The sequence below is a fragment of the Desulfonauticus autotrophicus genome, from assembly GCF_055381725.1.
The window spans coordinates 254192-278593 of sequence record NZ_AP042395.1 but is presented as its reverse complement, the minus strand read 5'-3'; the positions used below and the strand labels follow the sequence as shown (position 1 = coordinate 278593).

Sequence of the window (24402 nt, the reverse complement as noted above, 5' to 3'; positions counted from 1 at the left end):
CTTTCCCCTTATCTTGAACCACAAACTACCAATTTAAAACTGGCCCTAGCCACCTGGGAATTGATACGGAAAAAGCTAAATTTACCCTTTAATTCCGGGTTGCTTAGCCAGGGAATTTCTTCTTTTTCCTGCCTGGAAGGATTCAAAAAGTCAGTTCGCAACCAGAGATTTTCCTGGATGTAGCCCACAATCCTCACGGACTAAAACATTTAAAACAATCTTTGCAAAAATTAAATTTTTTTCCGCAAATGGTTATTTTTTCCTGTCTAAAAGACAAAGACTGGAAGCAAATGCTAAGCATCCTGCAAGAATTTAATGCTACTCTTTATTTTTACCCTTTAACCTCAAACCCAAGGGCGCTTAGCTGGGAGGAAGTAAAAAAGAGTTATCCTACAGTAAAACTTCTCCCGGATTTAGAGGAGTTAAATTCTTTAAATAAACCCACCCTTATTTGTGGGTCTTTTTATCTTCTGGCTTTAATCTATGCCCACCAACCAGAGTGGTTAAATAAAAATCTTTTAAACCCTTAAAAAATAGTTTAAATTAAGTAAAAAAATTAAGGAGGTCTTCTCTTGAACTCACATCTTTTCTCTCAAATACCCGCAACTGACAAACTTCTTACCTGGGCGCAAGAAAGGTTTCCTCAAGAACCCATTTTGCTTTTAAAAAAACACATCAATAACTTTTTAGACCAGCTAAGGACTCAGATAAAAGAAAACAAAATCCAGGCACAGGAATTAGAGCCCAATGCTCTGTTGCAAAAACTTTCTAAAATTCTAGAAAAAAATACCAGACCCCATCTTAAAAGAGTAATCAATGCTACTGGAATTGTGGTTCATACCAACCAGGGACGTTCTTTACTGGCCAGAGAAGCAGTAGAAGCGGTTGAAGACATCTGTTTGCATTATTCCAATCTGGAACTGGACTTAAAAACAGGGAAAAGGGGCTCTCGCTATTCTCATGTAGAGGAAATTCTATGTACCATAACCGGTAGTGAATCTGCTCTGGTGGTCAACAATAATGCAGCAGCTGTATTAATTACTCTAGAAACCCTGGCTCAAAATAAAGAGGTCATAGTTTCCAGAGGAGAACTGGTGGAAATAGGTGGCTCTTTCAGAATACCAGATGTAATGAAAAAAAGCGGTGCCATCTTAAAGGAAGTAGGGACTACCAACAGAACCCATCTCAGAGATTATGAGCAGGCCATTAGTGAAAATACAGGTGCCCTGCTCAAAGTGCACACTTCCAATTATAGAATTATAGGCTTCCATAAAGAAGTCAGTCTAAAAGAACTGGTAGCTCTGGGGAAAAAATACCATCTGCCAGTAATCAAGGACTTGGGTAGTGGCAATTTGATTTCCTTTAGCCAATATGGATTAACTCACTTTGACGAACCCACTGTCAAAGAAATTCTCAAAACAGGCGTGGATGTAGTCTCTTTTAGCGGGGATAAACTCCTGGGAGGTCCACAGGCAGGTATTATCGTGGGTAAAAAGGAATTTGTGGATAAAATCAAGAAAAATCCTCTAAACCGCGCTTTACGTATAGATAAAATGACCCTGGCTGCCTTAGAGGCAACTCTAAAATTATACCTGGATGAAGAAAAGGCGCTCCAAAATATCCCCACTTTAAAACTTATTTTTACTCCTCTAAGCACTTTAAATAACAGAGCAGCAACCCTTAGTAAAAAACTAAAGACCCTTTCCAATCTAGTGGTAAAAAAAGAAAGGTCTTCTTCCAAGGTGGGAGGAGGCTCTTTGCCCGAAAGAGAAATACCTACTTATGTAGTAAAATTAAAACCCAAAAACTTTAGTATAGAAGAATTGAGAAAAAAACTGCTGGAAACAGACCCACCCTTAATTGGCCGGGTGGAAGAAGACTGGTTTTGTCTAGATGTAAGAACTATTTTTCCTGCAGAAATAAATCTTATCTACCACATATTTAAACATTTAGAAGAATAAAGGACCAAAAATGTATCAGGGTGAATTAAAAGACCTTTTAAGCAAAAGAGTCCTGGTAACAGGAGGCTCTGGATTTATTGGCTCTCATCTCTGTGAAAGGTTAGTAAAAGAAGGAAAAGAAGTTATTTGCTGTGATAACTTTTATACTGGACAAAAAAGCAATATCTATCACCTTTTGGATTACAACAATTTTGAAGTGTTAAGACATGACATAACCTTTCCCCTGTACCTAGAAGTGGATGAAATTTATAATCTGGCTTGTCCGGCTTCACCCATTCACTATCAATTTGACCCGGTCCAAACCCTTAAAACCTGCGTACATGGCTCTATCAATATGCTGGGGCTGGCCAAACGAGTCAAAGCTACTATTTTTCAAGCTTCCACCTCTGAAGTTTACGGAGACCCCGAGGTGCATCCCCAACCAGAAAGCTATTGGGGAAAGGTAAACCCCATAGGTCCTCGTTCCTGTTATGATGAGGGAAAGCGCTGTGCAGAAACCCTTTTTTTTGATTATCATCGCCAACACAAAGTAAAAATAAAAGTGGGCAGGATTTTTAACACCTACGGCCCGAGAATGCATCCCAATGATGGCAGGGTTATAAGCAATTTTATCCTTCAGGCCCTTTTAAACAAACCTATAACCATCTATGGTCAGGGGGAGCAAACCCGCTCCTTTTGTTATGTAGACGATTTAGTAGAAGCCATATGTAAATTTATGCAAACCCCAGAAGAAATAACCGGGCCTTTAAACCTGGGTAATCCAGCAGAAATGACTATCTTGGAATTGGCTGAAAAAATTATTGAACTTACCAATTCCAAATCCAAGCTAGAGTTTAGACCTTTACCTCAAGATGATCCTAAGCAAAGACGACCTGATATTTCTTTAGCTAAAAAGACTTTAAACTGGGAACCTAAAACTTCTTTGGAAGAAGGATTAAAAAAGACCATTGCCTATTTTGAAGAGTGGTTAAGGAGGAAATAACCCCATGAACTTAGAGTTTGAAACCCAAAATTGCTGGGAAGTTTATAGTAAGCAAGAAAAAAGATAAACTCCCTGGCTCAAAAATATCTCAAATTCCTTTCTCAAAATAAAACTGAACGAGAGACCATAAATTATGTAAGGCAAATCCTGCAGGAAAAGGGATTTTCCGAAGATTTTTCCCAGGAAAAGGTCTATCGCATTTTACACCACAAAACCATTTTTATTGCTCGCAAAGGCAAAAGGCCCTTACAAGAGGGAATAAGGCTTATTGGCGCTCATGCAGATACTCCCAGATTGGACTTAAAACAACATCCCTTTTATGAAGAATGTGAAGTTGCCCTGGCCAAAACCCACTATTACGGTGGAATTAGAAAACATCAATGGCTGGCCAGGCCTCTGGCTTTACATGGAGTCATAGTAAAGACCAGTGGAGAAAAAGTGGAAATCAACCTTGGAGAGCACCCAGAAGACCCTGTTTTTACCATTGCAGACCTACTTCCACATCTAGCTTACAAACAAATAGAAAAAAAGGTAAGTGAAGCCTTTGAAGCAGAAAAGTTAAATGTAATTTTAGGGCACATTCCCTTAAAACAGGCCAAGGAAAAAAGATAAAAAACCATTTGTTAAAATTACTGCAAGAACGTTTTGGCCTAAAAGAAGAAGATTTTTTTAGTGCAGAGGTACAGGCAGTACCAGCAGGACCTGCCAGAGAAGTAGGTTTGGACAGAGGCCTTATTGGTGGTTATGGACAGGACGACCGCATCTGTGTTTTTCTGGCCCTGGAAGCCTTTTTAGCCAGTGAGATTCCAGAGCATACCCAGGTACTGGTCTTTTGGGACAAGGAAGAAATAGGCTCTGAAGGTTCCAGTGGAGCCAAGTCTTTGTTTCTGGAATATTGCTTAAAGGACTTACTCCTGGCCTGGGAAGAGAAAAATACTTCCTTTGCTCAAATGCTTTTAAACTCTAAAGCCATCTCTGCGGATGTGCACGCTGCCATGGACCCGGATTACCAGGAAGTACATGAAAAACTAAACGCCTCTTTGTTGGGCAAGGGACCGGTAATGTGTAAGTTTACAGGCCATAGAGGTAAGTATGGGGCCAATGATGCCCACGCTGAATATGTGGCCTGGCTTAGAAATCTTTTAAATCAACAACAAATTCCCTGGCAAATGGCTGAATTGGGCAAGGTGGATTTGGGCGGTGGAGGCACAGTAGCCAAATACCTGGCCATTTATGGTCTGGAAATAATTGACTTTGGCCCAGGAGTACTTAGTATGCATAGTCCCTTTGAACTGAGTAGCAAAGCTGACTTATACGCTACTTTTCTAGCCTATAAATACTTTTTAAACACTTAAAATGCAAAAGGAGGGGAAGAAATGGCTCAAAAAAGGATTCTAATGCTGGTAGGTGACTTTGTGGAAGACTATGAAGCTATGGTACCTTATCAAATGCTCCTTATGGTAGGTCACCAGGTAGATACAGTCTGTCCTGGCAAAAAACCAGGCGAAACAGTAAAAACCGCAGTGCACGACTTTGAAGGAGACCAGACCTATACCGAAAAACGGGGACACAACTTTGCCATTACTTCTGACTTTGAGAAAATCAATCCAGAAGATTACGATGGCCTGGTTATTCCTGGCGGAAGAGCTCCTGAATACTTGCGTTTAAACCCAAGACTCATTGAAATAGTTAAACACTTTGCTGCCAACAACAAACCCATTGCCTCCATCTGCCATGGCCAACAAATTCTGGTAGCTGCTGATGTTATTAAAGACAAACTCTGCACTGCCTATCCAGCAGTCATGCCAGATATTTTAAGAGCTGGCGCCAAATGGGGAGAAGTAAATGAAACCTTTAGCAATGCTTACGTAGATGGCAATATTGTCACAGCCCCAGCCTGGCCAGCCCATCCTGAATGGATGAGGAAATTCTTAGAACTTCTGGGAAGTAAGATAGAAGCCTAATTCCAATAGGTAAATCAGAGGGCAAGTTGCTTTACTTTTAAAGGTAATTTGCCCCAAAAGAAACAATAAAATATATCCAGTAAATTCAAATAATTTTAATTAGTTACATTCTGATTCTTTTAACAATTCCACTTCAAATAAATAAAAACGCCCCTGGTTTCTCCAGGGGCGTTAAAAGTAAGACCTTTAAAATCCAGAAGAAGATTAACCCACAACTTCTCCCATCTTGAATATGGGTAGATACATACTAACAACCAGGCCTCCCACCACCGTACCCAGGAAGACAATCATTACTGGCTCTAAAGGAGAAATAAGTACTATTCGCCAGATCTCCTTTCCCCTCTTGACTTTTTATAACCTTAGTATATACTTCTTGTAACAACAAATTCAACCTGAGGAACAAAAAATGATAACAAGAGTATTTAAAAGCGGCAACTCGCAAGCCGTTAGAATACCAAAAAAATACAGACTCAAAGGCACAAAGACCTTTATAAGAAAGGAGAAAAACAAAATAATAATAACGCCTGTTGAAAACCAATGGGATGAATTGTTTGAAGAACTTGAGAAATTAGATCAACAAGACTTCCTAAAAAACAGAAGCCAACCAGGACCTCAAGAAAGAGAGCTTTTCTAAGATGATTTACATGCTCGATACAATTATATGTAGTTATATCATTAGAAAACATCCAGTTCATATAAAGGAAAAACTAAAGCAGATATCCAGAGAAAACACAGTAACTCTATCCTCTATTGTTGTGTCAGAACTCTTTTATGGTGCCTACAAAAAAGACTCAAAAAAATTGATAAACCTTATTGAGCTATTTATTGACAGCTTTGAGATATACGAGTTTGGCATAGAAGCGGCTAAAGAATATGGCATACTAAGGTCAGAGCTTGAAACACAAGGCCTGCCAATTGGTGCATATGATATGCAAATAGCAGCCCATGCAATATCCTTAGAAGCTATTCTGGTGACAAACAACGAGAAAGAGTTAGAAGGCTATGTAACATAAACTGTGTAAATCCTTTTTAAGGCAATGAGGGATGAGTTAGTAAGAGGTATTGAGAGAAGGTTAGAAGTAGGATATGCGAGCTTCCCTAGGGGGGCTTGGGGTTTGAGGCCTTAGAAAGGAGGATCTGATGTTTATTAATAAAGAAGCAATACTGAAGATGTATGAACAGGGGATGTTCAGGGATCAGAAGGACCTAGGTGAGGTTTTAAATTCAGTAGTTAAAGAGATTATAGAGACTATATATCAAGCTGAGCTAACAGAGACTTTGGGGTATCCAAGATACGACAAATCAAAGAAAGCTACAGAAAACTCAAGAAATGGTTATAATTCTAAAAGGGTAAAGTCTTCATTTGGTGAGATAGAATTAAAAGTTCCCAGGGATAGGAAAGGGGAATATGAGCCTCAAGTAGTAAAGAAGAGGCAAACAGATATAACAGGATTAGAATCAAAGGTTATTTCTATGTATGCTAAGGGGATGAGTACTAGAGATATACAAGAGCATTTGGAATCTATTTATGGAGTGGAATTTTCAGCAGAGAGTATAAGCAGGATAACAGAAAAGGTTTTAGAAAGGGCAGTAGAATGGCAAAATAGGCCTCTTAATTCTTTGTATGGCATAGTAGTTTTAGATGGTTTGTTTTATAAATTGCGTATAGAAGGGGTAGTAAAAGAGGTATGCGTGTATGCCATGATAGGCATAAATATGGAAGGGAAGAAGGAATGTCTAGGTTTATGGATACAGGAAAAGGAATCCGCTAAATTCTGGCTAACTGTTTTAAATGAGCTAAGAAACAGAGGAGTCAAAGATGTTTTGATTTTTAGCATAGATGGTTTACCAGGCCTTAGTGAGGCCATAAAAACAGTATTTCCACATTCAGAGATTCAAAGATGCATTGTCCATCAGGTAAGAAATTCTCTAAGATTTGCATCATATAAAGACAGAAAAGAATTAGCCAGGGATTTAAAGCAAATTTACTCAGCCCCTACTGAGGAAATGGGAAGGGTAGAACTAAACCATTTTGAGGAAAAATGGGGCCATAAATATCCCCATGTAATAAAGTCCTGGAGGAGAAACTGGGATGAATTAAGTACGTTATTTAAGTATCCTCCAGAAATAAGGAGGCTGATATACACCACAAATCCCATAGAGAGCTTTAATAGTAAACTAAAAAGAGTAACAAAAAATAAGGGAGTTTTTCCCACTCAAGACTCCCTGTTTAAGATCCTCTATCTAGCTATAGAGGACATATCTAAAAAATGGACTGGTACTATAAAGAATTGGTCAAAAATCTATCCTCAGCTCTATATCTATTTTGAGGATAGAATTAATCTTGCTTTAAATCCTAATTTAAACCAAAATACGGATTTACACAAATAATGTTACAGACTCTTCCAGGCAGCACGTGCAAGAGCTAGAGGCTATCGTAATGTGGAGAACTTCATAACCATGATCTATCTCATTGCAGCCCCAATTCAGGCTCTGCTCCAAACAGAAATTCCACAGTAAACGTCGAAGAGCCAAAAAACATCCCCTGTATACAAGTAGGCAAGCAGGTTATATCCCAACTCCAGACATGATTTGGTCCTGTGGTTCTATAGTGTTTGGATATAGAATATGTCTTGGGCTTAAACTTGCCTCTATGGGTCAATTTCCTTGCTTCCCTAAGAACTTGGTAAAAGGTGCTCTCTGAATCCTATGTATATTTCTATATCAGCCAACATTGGAACTATCTTACAAGGGGGTAACTCTCTAAAATCCTTTGAATGACAAGTATCTAAAACCTTCTGCTTCTCTTGTTTAGATAAACTTATTAGCTGGACTTCTTAAAACATTCTCTATCATTGTCCTTATTCTTTCTGTTTAAACTCTATCTTTCGTCCTCTTGCTCCACAAGATATCCTCCATTTTTTTTAAGTACCAATAGAGACATGGTCTCTGCTATGGTCTTGTCTTTCTTTTTAAACTTATTATTTCCTGCAAAATACAGCTAACTCTATCTTATTCTCATTGAGTCACTTTGAAATTGAAAGAGAAGATTAATTTTTCCTCTGCTGTAATTTTTTTATTCATAGAATATCCTTTTTGAGCTTTCATTTTCCACTTTATCACTGTAGTATATGGAATTCCATTCTCCCTTGCAATATCAGCAATTGTCTTTGATGAGGCAAAAATTTGTTTAAGTACACTTTCTTTAATATTATCAGGATATACCATAAAAAAATCTCCTACCGCCCAGGTTGAAATTTCCCCTTCCCCCTAGGGAGAAGGATAACAAAACAAGAAAGCTAATTATACCCTTATCTTAAACTAGCCCAGGCGACATCTTTCCTGACATAGTGGGAGACGGATACTTAGAAAATACAAAATCTAAAATACAAAAAAATAATGAGTCTGATATATGGATAAAATGGTTGTGTGTACATATTTTTGTATAAAAATGGCTTGAAGTTATAAAAGAAAAGAGCTATAATTTCTTGGAAAGAAAAAAATAATCATGGCTCAAGAAAAAATGTACAATGAAGATAAGTTAAAAGTAAGGCTAAAGATGTGGCTCTACCACGTACCTTTTCTTCTTGAGGAAATGAATTTTTACAAAATTTTGAATTTACTTAATATTTTTCCGTACGAACAATTTTAATTTTGAATTTTTCAGAAAATTTTTTATTTTGGATTAAAATTATTTTGTAGAAGAAATAAATTATAATTTCAGCATAAAAACAAACCAAATATCAAAGGAGATGAAATGAGCATTACACCAAAGGGTTTAAGTATTCAATCACTTTATAAAGATTATCGAGATAACAAATTAATGGTAAACAGAAAATATCAAAGAAAACTTGTTTGGACATTAGAAGAAAAAGAGAAGTTAATTAATACTATTTTGCAAGGATATCCAATACCATTATTCCTTTTTGCTGAAAGAAAAAATCCGCACGGAAATATCTATTACGAAATAATTGATGGATTACAACGTCTTAATGCAATTTTTGAATTTATTGAGAATAATTTTTCCTATAAAAATAAATATTTTGATATTGAGCAACTCGCAAGAACTAAACAGCTGGCTAAAGAGGGTATGATTCAACCTATTAATGATTCTGAAAAAAAATTAAGTGGGGATCAATGTGCAGATTTTCTGGATTATCAATTAGCAGTAACTATCTTTCCTGCAATATCAGATAATGTGACATCTGAAGTATTTAATAGAATTAATTCAGGAGGAAAACAATTAAGTAATCAGGAAAGGAGACAAGCTGGAGTCTTAACACCTTTTGGAGATTTGGTTAGAAAGATAGCTTCTGAGATAAGAGGTGACGTTTCTCCGGAAATTTTGAGTTTGCAAGATATGCCTACGATAAGTATTGAATCTGCTAAACAAAAATTAAATTATGGCTTAGCAGCAGAAGATACTTTATGGTGTAAACAAGGAATTTTATGGGCAAGGGGATTGCGAGATAGTGAAGATGAAGAAATTATAGCTGATATTTTAGCTTCTATACTTCTTGAAAGGCCTTTTAATAGGAGTAGAGAAATGCTTGATGAATTATATTCTGATACTGAATTAAGTAGAACAATAAATTCTAGTTTATCCTCTTATGGGGCAGAAAAACTATTTAATGAAGTAAAAGAAATTTTTTCAATTTTTAATAATATATTTGAAAGTGAGTCTAAATACTTCTTTAGAGATACAGTTATGGGCGCAAATCGCAATCCTGCAAAAGCATCATTCTACACTGTGTTTATGGCATTATTTGAGTTAATAGTTAAAGAAGGAAAAAGTCCAGATAATTTTTCAGGCATTGTTAATGCCTTGCAAGGATTACAATCAAAGTTAACTACCACTGGCCATTATATAAAAGCAGATGATAGAATTAAAAATATTAATTTAACGAAGGGATTGATTTCAAACTTTTTTGTAAAAAAAGAACCACCAATACTTGGACAAGGTCCAAGTTTAACAATTGATCTAATTAATTCACTTCGTAGGTCTAAAATTGAGACTCCCCGCTATGAGTTTAAACAAGGTATTTTAAATCTCAATGACGATAAAAGTCAGAATAACGGAATGTTAGAAAAAATTGTTAATACAATTTGTGCTATTGCTAATTTAGGTAGAGATTCTGAAGGATTTATATACATAGGCATTGCTGATAGTGAAAGAGATGCATATCGTATTAAAGAAATTTATGGAATTGAACCTTATAAGGTAAGTGAAAAATTCATAGTAGGTATTGACAGGGAATGCAAAAAATTAAAAATATCAATTGATGAATACGTAAAAAAAATAGTTGATTTCATTAATAACTCTAAACTTTCTAATCATACAAAATTGAAAGTTTTATCTCAAATTGATACAATTCTTTATAAAGAGTATACTGTTATTCGAATACGAATTCCGTCACAAAGTGAGCCTACCTATGTAGGTGATAAAATTTTCATCAGGAAAGGAAATTCTACTATTGAAGTGACAAAACCAAAAGATATAGTTACAATAGTTTCTTTGTTTGGTAATTAATGTTTTCAAAACAATGAAGTGGTTGTATTAATGTGGATATAATCTCTGAATTATTAAAAAAGTTGTTTGAGTTGGCCTACAAACAAAATGAAGATAAATAAGTCTTCAATCGAATAGTACTTTCAAAGACAACAAAGATTATTGTGTTTGATGAATGTATTAGAGTTTAAATGCGAAGTTTAAACTACAGGTTTTGTAGACCGAATGATGTTCACGCAGATAAAATTTGTTAACAAAGAACGTTTTCCAATCATTCAAAAAAATTCTATTTTATATTTTTCAATATTTATAAAAATTAGGCATAAATAAAGTAGGTTATGGTTAAGCATCAGTTCCTATCTATACTTTTCTTGAAATCGACATTCATTCGGAGATTTATATTAAATTTTTTATTTTCGTTTTTTAAGATAAAGGCAGCACCAGCATACAGCGTCAGGAACGCTAAATCGATATGTCAAAAATAGATAGCTTAATATCTCCTCAAAAAATATCCATCATTCGCTTATCCGAATAGATCCGAAAACAGAACGAATCATTATCTGCAATATTCTGAGACAGAAAATTGCAGACATAGCCGGCCCGGACAAAAATCACTGAACAAACAAAAATTACAAGAACCATACGACAGGTATATACTTCATCAGCGCCATTGATGAAAGTGCATTATTTGCCTCTCCCCTTTTCACTTTTTCTAATCCAATAAATAAAAACGCCCCTGGGTTCTCCAGGGGCGTTAAAAGTAAGTCCTTTAAAATCCAGAAGATTAACCCACAACTTCTCCCATCTTGAATATGGGTAGATACATACTAACAACCAGGCCACCAACCACCGTACCCAGGAAGACAATCATTACCGGCTCTAAAAGAGAGGTAAGGGTTTCTACTGCCACATCTACTTCATCATCATAAAAATCAGCAATCTTTTCCAGCATAGTATCCAAAGAACCTGTGGACTCACCTACAGAAATCATATGTATTACCATGGAAGGAAATACTCCTGTTTCATCCAGAGGTTCAGCAATGGTATTACCGCCAGAGATACTGGATTTAGCTTTCATAATTCCTTCTTCTACTACCTTGTTGCCACTGGTTTTGGCCACTATATCCAGGGCTTCCAGGATAGGCACTCCACTTCTAATCATGGTGCTTAAGGTTCTACTAAACTTGGCCACAGCTACTTTACGCAGCAAGTCTCCAAAAATGGGTAAGTTTAAAAAGACCTGATCAAAAAATAGCTTACCTTTTTCTGTGCGATAAATAAACTTAAATAAAATATAGGCTCCAACTACCCCTCCCACCATATACATAAACTTGGCCTTTACAAAGCGGCTCAAGTTGATAACCAATTGGGTGGGCAAGGGCAAAGCTCCTCCCATATCGGCAAACATGGACTCAAAGGTGGGAATAACATAAATCAGGATAACTGCTACTACAGCAATAGCTACAGTTACAACTACTGCGGGGTAAGTAAGTGCTCCCTTGACTCTAGACTTAAGTTTGGCTGCTTTTTCAATATATTCTGCCAGTCTAAGTAAAACCTCATCCAGAACACCACCAGCCTCACCTGCCTGCACCATATTGAGATATAAATCATCAAATACGTCTTTGTGCTTGGATAAAGCCATATAAAGAGAAGAGCCTGCTTCTACTTCATTTCTTACCTGATAGAGCTTTCTTCTGAGCTTGTTATTTTGGGTTTGCTCACACATAACCTGCAGGGCCTGGAGCATAGGAACACCGGCATTAATCAAGGTGGCAAACTGACGGCTAAAGATAACCATATCTCTGGTGGTTACCTTGCCTTCTAAAAAAGTTCCTTCAAACAGGTCCTTGGGCTTGGGTTTAATTTTAATATCTGTAAGGCCTTTATTCTTCAGGGCCATAAGAGCCAGGTCTATATTGGGCGCATCAAAATCTCCCTTGACCCTTCTTCCAGCCCTGTTTTTGGCCTTGTAAATAAATATTGGCATCCACTTCCCTCCCTGAATTAATAAGATAATTAGAAACCTTTAGTTAAACTCCTCTTTTAACCAATAAATTACCTTTCTGTCTGCTGGTAAAAATATCTCTGGATTTAAATCAAGCACAAATTCCCACTTCACCACCTGACCTTCTTTTGCCTCTACTATTCCCTGCCATTTTTTAACTATGTAAAAATAAAGCTCTACTTCAAACTTAGAATATTTGTGCCTTAACACTTTCCAGAAGTAAAACTCAAGGGGATTTATCCCCAGTTCTTCCTGGAATTCTCTGGCCAAAGCTGCTTCTAAACCTTCCTGCTCCTGCACCTTACCCCCAGGGAATTCCCAAAAATGGGCAAACTCTTTACCTGCCTGCCTTTTGGCAATCAATACTTTATTATTTTGCAATAATATCCCGGCTACAACTTTCAACATAATTTCCCAAAACTAAAACAATCTAACTTGTGATTATAACTAAAATTTTAACCAGCCTCAAGATAAAAAGTTAAAAAATAAAAGCAACTTCGTATTTTTAGTTATTACTTTAAAAATAAGCCTCTTTTTTTATTTAACAACTTAAAAATGTTAAAATTTTTTTAGACAAAGAAACCTGGAAAAATTAAAATATTTATTGATGCACTAAAAAATATATGTAATTTTAAGATTAAAAAAAATATTTTATTTTTTTAATAATTAAAACCCAAAAAATAAAGGAGGTGAGAATGATGCGTAAATTATACGTATGGCTAGTAGTTTTGTTAATGTTTATTTTAAGTGGATGTATGGAAAAACTTGTAGAGCCAAGTGCTAAAACAGAAAACAAAATGGAGGAATTATTACCTCCCTATCACGGCCCTAAAGCCAAGGTTGCTGTGGCCAGGTTTGAGTGGGCAGTGGGGGAAAGCGGGGGCAAAACCACTACCATTAGTGGACCTATGGGAAGTTTTGCCATCAAAGAAACGCCTGAACAGTCTGGATATGGAAAGGCCCTAAGGGATATGCTCACCACTGCTATGGTCCAAAGTAAAAGATTTAAGGTCCTGGAAAGACAAAATCTAGATGTCCTGGCCAAGGAAATTCAATTGCAACAAAAGGGCTGGACCGATAAAAGCGGTATAAAAAAAGGAAAATTTAAAGGTGCTGATCTTATTATTGTAGCTGCTGTAACCGGCTGGGAGCCTGGCACCTCTGGTGGCGGAGGTAGCTTATTTGGTGATTATGGGAAATGGTTTCAAAGTGTAAAAGGAAGTTTCAAAAAATCTTCTATGGCTATGGATATTAGAATTATTGATGCTAACACTACAGAAATTTTGGCAGCTACAACTGTAAAAGGTGAATCAAAAGATGTTAATATTGGCAGTGCCTTAAATGTACTTACAGGTGGAGGCTCCATGGGATGAGAATTGGGTGCTTTTGCCAAAACTCCTATGGAAAAGGCCATTAGGACCTGTATTTACCAAGCAGTAAAATTTTTGGCTGAAGAGACCCCAAAAGAGTATTTTAAGTACTAAAATTAACCTTTAAAAAAGGCCTCAGCTTGCTGAGGCCTTTTTATTTGAGTCATCTCTAGTCCAAAACAATTTATTCAAAATTTCTAGTAAGCCAATAAACCACTTCTTCTTTAGCCTATCTATGGCTTGACATTCCCTATTTTTTTCCTCAATTAAACTGAAGTTTAAGGGATAATGTCCAATTCCCTGTTTATTTTTCAAGGGGATCTAAGTTTAACCATTAACCCAGGGGTTTTTATGAGTAGTGATGAACCGTTAATTAAAGAAAAGGTATTAGTGCCCGAAAGTATGGCACCTACTTAGCGTAACCTTTAACCATAAGGAGGGAAGACCATTGAAAAAAAGATCTGTGGAGTTCATCTTGTCTTAGAGGTAAAGGATTGTCCCTTTGACATCCTGGATAACGAAAAACTCATCCGCGAAGCCCTCACCCAAGCTTCCAAACAGTCCATGTCCACGCTTTTAAACCTAACCGGTCACAAATTTCATCCCATGGGAGTAACAGCTCTGGCCCTGTTAGCTGAATCCCATATTTCCATTCATACCTGGCCAGAATTAGGCTATGCAGCCATAGATATCTTCACCTGTGGGGAACATTCTGATCCCCATAAGGCCTGCGAATTCTTAGTACACTTTCTAAAAGCCAAAGATTATGATTTAATTACTATTCCTCGGGGGAACAAAGTAAAAAAAGATAATTACTTTCCAAACTTAGAACAAGAGGGTTGCTCAGCATGTCAGGCCAGAAGAAACTAGACTATTTTTCCGAGGTCATCACAGGTGGAGATATTTTTCTGCATGCAGCAGAAGATATACTCTGTCTAGAAAAAACCAGATATCAACAGCTGGCTCTAATCAAATCGCCTCTTTTAGGAAGGGTGCTGCTTTTAGACAATATCTGCCAAATAAGTGAAGCTGATGAGTTTATTTATCACGAACTACTGGTGCATCTACCCTGCCTTTATCACGCCAATCCCCAAAAAGTACTTATCCTGGGTGGAGGGGATGGATGTGCACTAAGGGAGGCTTTGCGCTGGCAAAGTGTAAAAGAAGTGGTTCTGGTGGATATTGATAAACAAGTGATAGAATGTGCTAAATCCTATTTAAGCGATTTAAACCAAAATTCTTTAGAACATCCCAAAGCCAAAATTATAATTCAAGATGCCTTTAAATTTATTAAAGAAAATCAAACTCTCTGGGATGTAATAATCTGTGACCTTTCAGATCCCATAGAAAAAGGGCCTTCGCTGGCTCTTTTTACAGTGGAATTTTTCTCTCAACTAAAACAGATACTTTCTCCTGAGGGAATTATCAGTGTTCAGTCAGGACCAGCAGCCCCTCCTGATCACTATTGCTTCACCCGGGTAGCCCATACCCTAAAACAGGTATTCCCTTATTTTAAGGCTTGTCTCTGTTTTTGCCAGAGTTATTTAACTCCTCTAGGATTTTCTCTAGTTTCCTTAAAGGAGTTTAAAGCGTTTTCAGCAAAACAAATAGATACCTTAATCAACGAACAAATAAAGGGCGAGTTAAAGTTTCTGGATTCAGAAACCTTTTTTAGCTCTACCATACTTCCCAAGTATCTTAAGCAAGCCTTAAAAGAAGAAAAAACCGTCTATTCCCTAAAAAATCAACCCAACTGGTTCTCTACTAACCCAACATAAAAAACCAATCTTAAAACAGGTAGGAAATTAAAAAATTTCCTACCTGTTTTTCCTAATGCTCGTATTTTAAGTTGGTATATTGTAATATTAAACAATCTTTTTAAACCTTTTTATAGGAAAAAGTGTATATCTAAGAGTTAAACACTTATTTAGAAAGGAATTATAAAACAAATATATAAATTCTTTTATTATATTTTTACATTGACCAGGTCTGGATATAGTTATGTCTTATTAAATTCTTATAAGAAATAGTTTTTTATGTTACTTGTATCACAATCACGTTAATCAACTAGTTCATTAGCTATAAGTTCAGCCTGTTTTAAAACTGTTTCTGTTGCAAGTTTCTGCATATCCGGCGGATAGCCATATTGTCTCAAAGTTCTCTTTACTATTACCCGTAATTTTGCCCGTGCACTCTCCCTTATTGTCCAATCTATCGATGTATTCTTCTTAACCCTATCATGCAAAACAGCTGCCAGTTCTTTAAGCTTTTCTTTACCCATAAGCTCCCTTGCACTTTCATTATCAGCAACTGCACAATAAAAAGCGTATTCATAATCTGTCAGCCCCATCTCTTTTGGCTCTTTATCACTTTCTTTTATTTCTTTTGCAAGCTCTATAAGCTCATTTATAACTTCAGCGGCTGTCAAAAGTTTGTTGTTGTACTTTTTGATTAACTCTTCCAATGTTTTCATCAGAGATTTGCTTTTCACCAGATTAATTTTCATTCGCCCCTTAATTTCATCATTTATAAGCTTTTTCAATGTTTCTATTGCCAGGTTTTTGTGTTTTAACTTCCTTATTTCTTCTAAAAATTCATCAGATAATATTGAAATTTCAGGCTTTTTCAACCCTGCTGCATCAAATATATCAATAACACCATTTACAACTATTGCTTTATCTACAATTTGCTTTATAGCTGTCTCAAAGCTACCACCCTTACTTTCTTTGTCCGTATCAAACTTTATAAGCCTTGATTTAACAGCCTGGAAAAATGCCACTTCCTCTTTTACATTCATTGCTTCAGGATGGGGCACAGCTATTGCAAAGGCTTTTGACAGTGCAGTAACAGCATCAATAAATCTGTTTCTGCCATTTTCAAGCCCAAGTACAAAATCTTCTGCTTCAAGGATAATATTTAGCTTTTGTGAAGTATCCGCATGAAAATATCTTTGATATTCAAAACCGTAGAACATATCTCTGACAACTTCCAATTTCTCGAGCATTACTTTTACGGCATCTTCCTGCAGTTTAGCCGGTTCACCTTTTCCACCACTTTCAGCATAAAAAGATAACGCTGCTTTTAAATCAGAAGCGATACCTATGTAGTCAACTATAAGCCCACCTGTTTTATCTTTGTAAACCCTGTTTACCCTTGCAATTGCCTGCATTAATGTATGACCTTTCATCGGCTTATCAATATACATGGTATGAAGACAAGGCACATCAAAGCCTGTTAGCCACATATCAACAACAATTACAAGCTTAAGTTCATCTTCCGGGTCTTTAAATCTATCTGCAAGAATCCTTCTTTCTTCTTTTGTCAGGTAAAATCTTGATATTTCCGGTTCATCTGATGAAGATGTTGTCATTACAACCTTTATTTGTCCTTTTTTTAGTTCTGGACTATGCCATCCCGGACGAAGTTGTACAATTTCATCATAAAGTTCGGTAGCAATCTTTCTGGTCATTGTCACAATCATCCCTTTACCGTCCAAGGTTTCAAGACGGCTTTCGAAATGATTGACTATATCTTTTGCCACCTCTTTTAATCTTGACCTGGCGCCTACCAATGCTTCAAGTTTTGCCCATTTTGCCCTTTCTTTTTCTACTTCTGATAAGCCTTCTTCATCTAATTCTTTTTCATACTCCTCAATCAGCTTTTTCCCTTCTTCAGTAAGATTGATTCTTACAAGCCTGCTTTCATAATAAATCGGAACAGTTGCTCCATCTTCCACAGCATTTGCAATATCGTAGATATCAATATAATTTCCAAAAACGGCAGGGGTATTTCTGTCAGTTTTTTCAATCGGTGTTCCTGTAAAGGCTATATAGGTTGCATTTGGTAAGGCATCTCTTAAATATTTTGCAAAACCGTATTTAATATCTCCTGTTTCTTTATCGACTTTTGCCTTAAATCCATACTGGGTTCTGTGTGCTTCATCAACAATGACAATAATATTGTCCCTATCCGAAAGGGTTTCATAGATATTACCCTCATCAGGCCAGAATTTGTGAATAGTTGTAAAAACCACGCCCCCGGCATCCACCTTTAAAAGCTCTTTTAAATGCTGTCTGCTGGTGGCTTGAACAGGCTCCTGCCTTAAAATTTGTGTAGCTGATGCAAAAGTGTCAAAGAGCTGGTCGTCAAGGTCGTTTCTATCGGTGATTACAACAATTGTTGGGTTATTGATGGTTTGTATGATTTTCCCGGCATAAAATAGCATTGACAGTGATTTACCAGAGCCCTGCGTATGCCAGACCACACCGGCCTTTTTGTCCCCTTTAGGTTGATTCTTTACATCAGGCAGCCCATAGGTAAGAGGTTCTTCTTTTACGACATTATTTTTTTTGCCTATCGCTCTGATTGTTGATTCTATAGCTTTATTTACTGCATAGTATTGATGATAGCCTGCTATTTTCTTTGTGGTTTGAACAATGGTTTGTCCACGCTCATCTTCTTTCTTTGCCTTTTCAAACAGAATGAAATATCTGATATAATCAACAAGTGTTTCTTTGTTTAAAAGTCCCTTTATCAAAGTTTCAAGCTGACTTACAAGGTGTGACGCTTCCTTTTTCCCATCTGCTGTTTTCCAGTACATAAACCGGTCGTATCCTGCTGACAGGCTGCCCATTTTTGCTTCAAGCCCATCGGATATGACTAAAATCTCATTCCAGGTAAAAAGAGATGGTATGGTTTGCTTATAGGTTTGAATCTGGTTGAAGGCAGATTTTATAGTGGCGTCTTCAAGGGCAGGATTTTTTAGCTCCATCACCACAAGAGGAAGCCCGTTGATAAAAATAACAATATCAGGCCTTTTATTTTTATGATTTTCTATAACTGTAAATTGATTAACTACCAAAAAATCGTTATTTTCAGGAATTTTAAAATCAACAAGCCATACAATATCGCCTCTTTCTGTTCCGTCTTTGCGGTAAGTTACTTTTATCCCTTCTGTTAGCATTCTGTGGAATATTTCGTTATTTGCTATTAAATCTGGTGTGTGGATTTGTGTTAGTTGTTTTATAGCATCATCTATTGCATTCTGAGGTATGTTTGTGTTTATCCTTTCTAAAGCAGCTTTTAACCTATCGAATAAAATCACATCTTCAAATGATTTTCTCAGTGGATTCTCCCCGTCTGGTGCAATGTCTCCACCAAAAAGATAATCGTAACCCTGGGATTTTAAAAGGTCTATTGTTAAGTTTTCAATTTCTGTTTCAGAAATTGAATTATGAAGGCTGAATTTTGAAGTATGAAAATTATTGTTTTTTTCCATTTTTTAGTCCTTTTTTTGTGTTAACAATAATTTTTGTAATTATGGATATAATTTCATTAGTTTCTTTTATAAGATATGATAAATCTTCATTATCTAAAATCTTAGAAGCTTTCAATAATTTAAGCCAATATAAACTCTCTCTGGCTTCTTTTTGTGCAATACTGTATTTATGTATAAAATCAGCTTTACTTTCTCCTGATTGGGCTTCTTGAATGTTTGCACCTATACTTGTTGCAGACCTTAAATACTGTTTTCCAATAATCCAGCCTGCACTATTTTTTTGAGACTGCAATTGATTATAAAGCTCAATTGCTTTAATCGCATACCTAAAAGACCTTTCACCTATATCAAAAACCTTCTCCCCCTTCATCCTTCACCCTTCATCCTTCATCCTTCATACTTCACCCTTCACCCTCACCTCCCCGCTCATAAGTTTTGGTAAGAGTGTATCTCTTAAATTTTCAAGGGTTTGGATTTGTTCTCTGTTTTGCTGATATTTATAAAATAATGGTTTTACAATTTCGTTAAATTTAAATAATGTTTGTTCATCTGGCTTTAAGATCATTATGTTTTTAATTCCATCGTTGGTTATATCTGGTTGAACTGAACCACTTACCAAAGAATCTTTTATTTCTTGAAATTCTTTAGTTAAGATAAAACACCAGATATAATAATGGCTTAATTCATTTGTTTTTAAGCCAGAAAATCCAGTTGAAAGAATATATCTATTTGTATCTGAATAATCATCAAACATTAAAAGTTTTCTAACTCCACCTTTTTTAGCAAACCAAACCGAAAATTTTACTGGTTGCATATTAGCTCTTGAAGGTCTATTTTCATAAGTTATTTTAGTTCCACCTGTAATATTTGTATCTTGGACATCTCCAGTCGCTAAATAAATTTTTTCACCTTCAAATCTTTTTATTCCACTACTTATTATTGTTGATAATTCACTATCTCCTAACTTAACCTCTTCCCAATCCTCTTTTGCGTCTTCTATAAACCATTTTCTAAAAAGGGTTTCAGCCATTTGTTCAAGGGTTTGATTCTGGCGATGGAGAAGGTCTATCTTATCATCAAGAGATGAAAGCACAGAGGCTATAGCTTTTTGCTCAGGAAGAGGTGGAAGAAGGATTTCTTGAGAATAAGCGGTGTTTCTATTTAAACCCGGAACGGCACTATCTTCATTTAGTTCATCTAATTTCAAATTTACGAGTGAATAATAAATAAAATCAAAATCATAGTTTTTGTCTGGAAGAATATAGTAGCAAGTATCTATAGGATAAAAAGGAATTTTTGATTTATATACTTTACCTATAGTTCCTTTTCTACCAACAATGATCCCTTTTGAATTTACTAAAGCCTCATTATGCCATCCTGTAATACCTGCAGAGCTATATACAGGAATATCTCCTCTTATTCGTTTTTTTTCAGGTAAGGATTTCCCATAATTAAAAACAGTCACTTCCCCCAACTTAACCCTTTTCCATCCTTCAGGTATTTTTTCACTCATAGCTTTTCCTCTTTTAAAACATAATATACACTTCTACCTTTCTTTTAGTAATTTTTTTATTATCTAATAAATACAACAATATTTTATTCTCTTCTGTAGGTAATCGGTCGTAATTGTTCGTAATCACCCGTAATCGTCCGTAATCTGACAAAATCGAACGTGATTTTAAGTTTAAGCTTTCTGTTTTCTGGTTGTTGTAAAACCTTTTCTAACTTCATCCTTCATCCTTCAAACGCTATGAAATTCATTATAAGTTTTATTAATTGCTCTTTTTGCCCTGGGGGGCTTGCTGCTACAAGATAGCATAAGGCAGTTAATGTGTTGCTGTTGAATTTTTTAAATAGTTCTTCTTTTGATAGATTTTCATATAAAAATTTTAAGAAGAGCAAAGCCCCAATTCTTTTATTTCCATCAACAAATGGGTGATTTTTAATAATTAAGTAAAGCAGATTTGCTGCTTTTTCTTCAAAGGATGGATAAAGTTCTTTGCCTGAAAAACTTTGATAAATGTTATTTAATGCACTTTCAAAAAGCCCTCTGTCTCTTTCTATTCCAAAAATTTCTGATGCTTCTTTTCGCTCAATGAGATATTTTTTTAATTCCAGTATTGCTTGTTTTGCCTCGTTATAGCTTATCTTTTTCTCTCTTTTCTCGTAATTTTTGCATCTATCTTTCCTGTGTCATATTCTTCAATCCACTTCCAGACAAGAGCATATTTTTCAATAATCTCAAGCAATCCCTTTGCCTCAGAAGCTGTAAGTGCAGGTGTGTTAATGTTTTCTTTTATAAATTTAATTGTATCTTCAAGTTCTTTGAGTTTTTCTTGTGTGAGTTTTTTTCATTTATCGCATAGCCTTTTATGAGGTAGTTTTTCAAAACATTTGTAGCCCAGATTCTAAACTGGGTAGCTTTTTTTGAGTTTACACGATAACCAACAGATATTATTACATCAAGATTAAAATATTCAATTGTCCTTTTAACTTTTCTTTTTCCCTCTGTTTGAACTGTTGCAAATTTTGCAACAGTTGACCCCCTATTTAATTCTCCGGATTCAAAAATATTTTTAATGTGTCTTGAAATAACAGATTTATCTTTGTCAAAAAGTGTTGAAATTTGATTAAGGTTTAACCATATTGTTTCCTTCTCTAATCTGACTTCAACTTTTTTATCTTTGTCTTCAAAAATGACAAGTTGATTTTCACTATTCATCCTTCATCCTTCATCTTTTATCCTTCACACTTCATACTTCATCCTTCATCCTTCATCTTTCCTCATTTCTATTTTTTTCAAATTTTCCAGTATTAACTTATTGAGCCTTTCTTCCTCTTTTAACTGCTCTAAAAACTCGGCTTTTAGCTTTGTAAACCTTTCTTCAAAATCAAAATCATCTTCTTCAGCAAGCCCCACATAGCGACCGGGTGTTAATACATAATCAAGCTCTCTGACTTCCTCTATGGTAGCAGATTTGCAAAATCCCTTTATATCTTCATAACTTTCATCTTCCTTTTGCCATTTGTGATAGATGTCTGCAATCTTTCTTATCTCTTCCTTTGTTTTGGGTTATTTTGCGCTATTTTTGACTCAATGTATATATAACTCTTTTTTATCTCTACAAAAAACCACTAAAATTCTCAATTAAAAATTAACAAATCTCTTCTTACTGTGAGTTTAAAAGCCTTCCTCTTACCTTTAATTTGAACTGTTTCCATTTTGGAAACGGTTGAATCTAATTCTAATTCACAAAAATCAAAAATATTTTTAATATAATTTTATATAGCTTCTTTTTGAACATCAAATAAATAAGCCATTTGATTTAAGCTAAGCCAAATTTCTCCTTCTGTTAGCTGAATCTCTATCTTCAAAAATTATAAGCTTATTTTCATCTTTCATTGCTTAATCTTCCGTCGTTATTTTAACTTTACCTGGGTTTCTAATCTCAAAATAATCTTCTCCTGCCAAGCCTATGTATCTTCTAAGTATCAAACCCCATATTTTTTATCCCTCCTTAGCCCCCTGAATAAACTTGAGCTAATGACCTCCATTGCTTAATCTACTACTTTTAGCTAAAATCGAATCACTAACTCAAGTTTATTTAAAAAGGATTTTTCTATGGAATATAAATTAGAATTGATAAATACCACTGAAACTACTGGTTTTTTTGCTGCCACTCCTATCAAAGAGCTTTCTTTGACAGAATGTCTAAATTATCTTCTAAAGCATCCTCTAGATACTTTTATGCGCAAGCATATAATTCACAAATTAGGTTCTTTAACAATAGAAGAGATAGAAAAAAAATTAGAGAGCTTTTCTCCCCTGCCTCTACCTTTACAATCTCTGGCTTATGAGCTTTCTTTATTATCTCCCAAATTTAAAAAACTGGAAAAATTCTTTCCATCTACTGACCTGAAAAGCCTTCAACAACATACTCCTTTGATTATCAGCCGGGTGTTAAGCAAGCCCGCACAAAGCTTACACCAGCAATGGCTAAAAATCTTTGAACAAAATTTAATCCACCACCAACCTTTGCCTTTAAGAGAAAAAATTAATCTTCCTTCTCCTATAAAACTCAACCCAATCAATCCCCAAGTATCTTCTTTGGCCAAAATTCATTCTCAAATTGCTGTTAAATCCTTTTCTCCCACACCACTACCTTCTAGTTATGAATTGGCTAAAAAAGCCTATAAAATCCTCCAGAGCAAAAACATCTTTGCTAGCATTGAAATGCGCCACCAAAGCTCCTTAAGCCCCATTGGGTTGCTTAGACAGTGGAAACTAATGCGTCAGGTTAATACTCCATCTCTAAACTATTCTCTTAATTCTTTGCAAACCAGCTATGGTAGAGGATTTAACCTGGATCAAGCCAGGGTAGGACTTTATATGGAGATAGTGGAAAGGTTTTCTTCTTTTGCCAGCATAAAGGATAATCAAGTCCTGGACTTAAAAGAACCTAAGCCAATCTATATTGGAACTTATTCTAACCTTAAAAAACAAGAGCTTAACTGTCTTTCACCTCAAAAACTAGGTCTGGATTTTACTTACCAGGAAGAACCTCTGCACTGGATTTATGGAGAGCAGGTCCTTAGGCCAGAGCAAAGAGAAAAGATTTTAGTTCCTTTTCAGGTGGTCTATCTCTTCAGTAACTTAGATGAAATAGACCTCTTTGATGGATTGGGCTCCACAGGTCTGGCAGCTGGAGCTACTCTAGCTCAGGCTAAACTGGCTGCCTTATTAGAAGTAATAGAAAGGGACTCTGAAGCCCTGGGCTTTTACCTTCCTCAAAAATGTTTTCGCCTGAATCCTCAAAAAAGTGCATCAACTCCTTTTACCAGGTTATTGAGCAAACTGGAGCAAGCGGGAATCCAGGAGACCTTTCAAGACTTAACCTCTGAACTGGGAATACCCTGTTACAAGGCCTTTGTAGAAACTTTAGAAGGTGAAATCTTTAAAGGTACAGGTGCCAATTTAGATGCCCAAAAAGCCCTTGTTGCTGCCCTTACAGAAGTACCTTACCCCTTTCCCCATGGTCCTAAAACCCAAAACTGGCCTGCAAATCTCAAGGAAAAGACCCTGGAAGAGTTTCCCAACTATTGCCTGGGCAATATAGAAGCCAATCTATATCAATTGGAATATCTACTTACTGCCAATGGTTATCATCCCATATATGTAAATCTGACCAGACAAGATATAGGTTTACCTGTAGTAAAAGCTATAATTCCTGGTTTTGAATCTTTGTTGAGTTTTGATGAAACCACTACAATTAAGCCCAGAATGTGGGAACAATATTTAAAATTAAGTAAAAAGGATTTAATAGAGTAAA

General features: G+C 35.9%; 24 protein-coding genes and 1 pseudogene. 15 read left to right on the top strand and 10 right to left on the bottom strand.

Annotated features, from left to right (window positions below):
• Positions 1-8: 8 nt before the first annotated feature.
• A complete protein-coding gene (locus tag ACZ42F_RS01640) occupies positions 9-188 on the bottom strand; it encodes a hypothetical protein (protein WP_464279507.1) in 180 nt (59 codons plus the stop codon).
• On the opposite strand from ACZ42F_RS01640, the gene ACZ42F_RS01635 reads away from it, so the two are divergent.
• The 9 genes and pseudogenes from ACZ42F_RS01635 (at position 129) to ACZ42F_RS01595 (ending at position 7298) form a co-directional block, all read left to right on the top strand.
• A complete protein-coding gene (locus ACZ42F_RS01635) occupies positions 129-530 on the top strand; it encodes a glutamate ligase domain-containing protein (RefSeq protein ID WP_464280286.1) in 402 nt (133 codons plus the stop codon). The two genes, ACZ42F_RS01640 and ACZ42F_RS01635, sit on opposite strands and share 60 nt — an antisense overlap.
• Positions 531-572: 42 nt before the next feature.
• Positions 573-1961, top strand: coding sequence for an L-seryl-tRNA(Sec) selenium transferase (selA, locus tag ACZ42F_RS01630; RefSeq protein ID WP_464279506.1), 1389 nt, complete (start codon positions 573-575; stop codon positions 1959-1961).
• Positions 1962-1971: 10 nt separating this feature from the next.
• The gene (locus ACZ42F_RS01625; RefSeq protein ID WP_029969602.1) at positions 1972-2943 is read left to right on the top strand and encodes a UDP-glucuronic acid decarboxylase family protein; all 972 of its coding nucleotides are present in this window, start codon (positions 1972-1974) and stop codon (positions 2941-2943) included.
• A gap of 4 nt (positions 2944-2947) precedes the next feature.
• A pseudogene (locus ACZ42F_RS01620) lies at positions 2948-4298 on the top strand (aminopeptidase).
• A gap of 21 nt (positions 4299-4319) precedes the next feature.
• Positions 4320-4907 (top strand): DJ-1/PfpI family protein, encoded by a 588-nt coding sequence (locus tag ACZ42F_RS01615; protein ID WP_464279505.1) that lies wholly within the window; start codon positions 4320-4322, stop codon positions 4905-4907.
• A 232-nt stretch (positions 4908-5139) separates the two neighbouring features.
• Positions 5140-5286 (top strand): hypothetical protein, encoded by a 147-nt coding sequence (locus ACZ42F_RS01610; protein ID WP_464279504.1) that lies wholly within the window; start codon positions 5140-5142, stop codon positions 5284-5286.
• 27 nt (positions 5287-5313) lie between these two features.
• On the top strand, positions 5314-5541 hold the full coding sequence (locus ACZ42F_RS01605; protein WP_029970142.1) for an antitoxin: 228 nt from the start codon (positions 5314-5316) through the stop codon (positions 5539-5541).
• A gap of 10 nt (positions 5542-5551) precedes the next feature.
• Complete coding sequence (locus ACZ42F_RS01600; RefSeq protein WP_464279503.1) at positions 5552-5920, top strand: type II toxin-antitoxin system VapC family toxin; 369 nt, start codon at positions 5552-5554, stop codon at positions 5918-5920.
• Between the two features lie 127 nt (positions 5921-6047).
• On the top strand, positions 6048-7298 hold the full coding sequence (locus ACZ42F_RS01595) for an IS256 family transposase (RefSeq protein WP_464279502.1): 1251 nt from the start codon (positions 6048-6050) through the stop codon (positions 7296-7298).
• Positions 7299-7925: 627 nt separating this feature from the next.
• Here the strand turns inward: ACZ42F_RS01595 and ACZ42F_RS01590 are convergent.
• Complete coding sequence (locus tag ACZ42F_RS01590; protein ID WP_464279501.1) at positions 7926-8135, bottom strand: transposase; 210 nt, start codon at positions 8133-8135, stop codon at positions 7926-7928.
• Positions 8136-8415: 280 nt separating this feature from the next.
• On the opposite strand from ACZ42F_RS01590, the gene ACZ42F_RS01585 reads away from it, so the two are divergent.
• Both ACZ42F_RS01585 and ACZ42F_RS01580 read left to right on the top strand, forming a co-directional pair.
• Positions 8416-8559: a hypothetical protein gene (locus tag ACZ42F_RS01585; RefSeq protein WP_464279500.1), complete on the top strand. Its 144-nt coding sequence runs from the start codon at positions 8416-8418 to the stop codon at positions 8557-8559.
• A 105-nt stretch (positions 8560-8664) separates the two neighbouring features.
• Complete coding sequence (locus tag ACZ42F_RS01580; protein ID WP_464279499.1) at positions 8665-10437, top strand: GmrSD restriction endonuclease domain-containing protein; 1773 nt, start codon at positions 8665-8667, stop codon at positions 10435-10437.
• Positions 10438-11200: 763 nt separating this feature from the next.
• Here ACZ42F_RS01580 and ACZ42F_RS01575 read toward each other — a convergent pair.
• Both ACZ42F_RS01575 and mutT read right to left on the bottom strand, forming a co-directional pair.
• Positions 11201-12406, bottom strand: coding sequence for a type II secretion system F family protein (locus ACZ42F_RS01575; protein ID WP_464279498.1), 1206 nt, complete (start codon positions 12404-12406; stop codon positions 11201-11203).
• 39 nt (positions 12407-12445) lie between these two features.
• Entirely contained in the window at positions 12446-12832 is a 387-nt protein-coding gene (gene mutT, locus ACZ42F_RS01570) for an 8-oxo-dGTP diphosphatase MutT (protein ID WP_464279497.1), read from the bottom strand.
• 287 nt (positions 12833-13119) lie between these two features.
• Between mutT and ACZ42F_RS01565 the strand changes: the two genes are divergently transcribed.
• From ACZ42F_RS01565 to ACZ42F_RS01555, 3 genes are all read left to right on the top strand, one after another.
• Positions 13120-13797 carry a CsgG/HfaB family protein gene (locus tag ACZ42F_RS01565; RefSeq protein WP_464279496.1) on the top strand — a complete coding sequence of 226 codons (678 nt, stop codon included), beginning with the start codon at positions 13120-13122 and terminating at the stop codon, positions 13795-13797.
• Between the two features lie 444 nt (positions 13798-14241).
• Positions 14242-14664 carry an adenosylmethionine decarboxylase gene (speD, locus tag ACZ42F_RS01560; RefSeq protein ID WP_464280285.1) on the top strand — a complete coding sequence of 141 codons (423 nt, stop codon included), beginning with the start codon at positions 14242-14244 and terminating at the stop codon, positions 14662-14664.
• Positions 14643-15572, top strand: coding sequence for a spermine/spermidine synthase domain-containing protein (locus tag ACZ42F_RS01555; protein ID WP_464279495.1), 930 nt, complete (start codon positions 14643-14645; stop codon positions 15570-15572). The genes speD and ACZ42F_RS01555 overlap by 22 nt, the downstream gene beginning before the upstream one ends.
• 281 nt (positions 15573-15853) lie before the next feature.
• On the opposite strand, the gene ACZ42F_RS01550 is transcribed toward ACZ42F_RS01555, so the two are convergent.
• The 6 genes from ACZ42F_RS01550 to ACZ42F_RS01525 form a co-directional block, all read right to left on the bottom strand.
• Complete coding sequence (locus ACZ42F_RS01550; protein ID WP_464279494.1) at positions 15854-19072, bottom strand: type I restriction endonuclease subunit R; 3219 nt, start codon at positions 19070-19072, stop codon at positions 15854-15856.
• Positions 19056-19442 (bottom strand): four helix bundle protein, encoded by a 387-nt coding sequence (locus ACZ42F_RS01545; RefSeq protein ID WP_464279493.1) that lies wholly within the window; start codon positions 19440-19442, stop codon positions 19056-19058. The genes ACZ42F_RS01550 and ACZ42F_RS01545 overlap by 17 nt, the downstream gene beginning before the upstream one ends.
• A gap of 24 nt (positions 19443-19466) precedes the next feature.
• Complete coding sequence (locus tag ACZ42F_RS01540; protein ID WP_464279492.1) at positions 19467-20585, bottom strand: restriction endonuclease subunit S; 1119 nt, start codon at positions 20583-20585, stop codon at positions 19467-19469.
• Positions 20586-20806: 221 nt separating this feature from the next.
• On the bottom strand, positions 20807-21190 hold the full coding sequence (locus ACZ42F_RS01535) for a type II toxin-antitoxin system death-on-curing family toxin (RefSeq protein WP_464280284.1): 384 nt from the start codon (positions 21188-21190) through the stop codon (positions 20807-20809).
• Positions 21191-21368: 178 nt separating this feature from the next.
• The gene (locus ACZ42F_RS01530) at positions 21369-21794 is read right to left on the bottom strand and encodes a virulence RhuM family protein (protein ID WP_464279491.1); all 426 of its coding nucleotides are present in this window, start codon (positions 21792-21794) and stop codon (positions 21369-21371) included.
• Positions 21795-21839: 45 nt separating this feature from the next.
• Positions 21840-22127 carry an N-6 DNA methylase gene (locus tag ACZ42F_RS01525; protein ID WP_464280283.1) on the bottom strand — a complete coding sequence of 96 codons (288 nt, stop codon included), beginning with the start codon at positions 22125-22127 and terminating at the stop codon, positions 21840-21842.
• Between the two features lie 567 nt (positions 22128-22694).
• Here ACZ42F_RS01525 and ACZ42F_RS01520 point away from each other — a divergent pair.
• On the top strand, positions 22695-24401 hold the full coding sequence (locus ACZ42F_RS01520; RefSeq protein WP_464279490.1) for a YcaO-like family protein: 1707 nt from the start codon (positions 22695-22697) through the stop codon (positions 24399-24401).
• Position 24402: the final 1 nt, after the last annotated feature.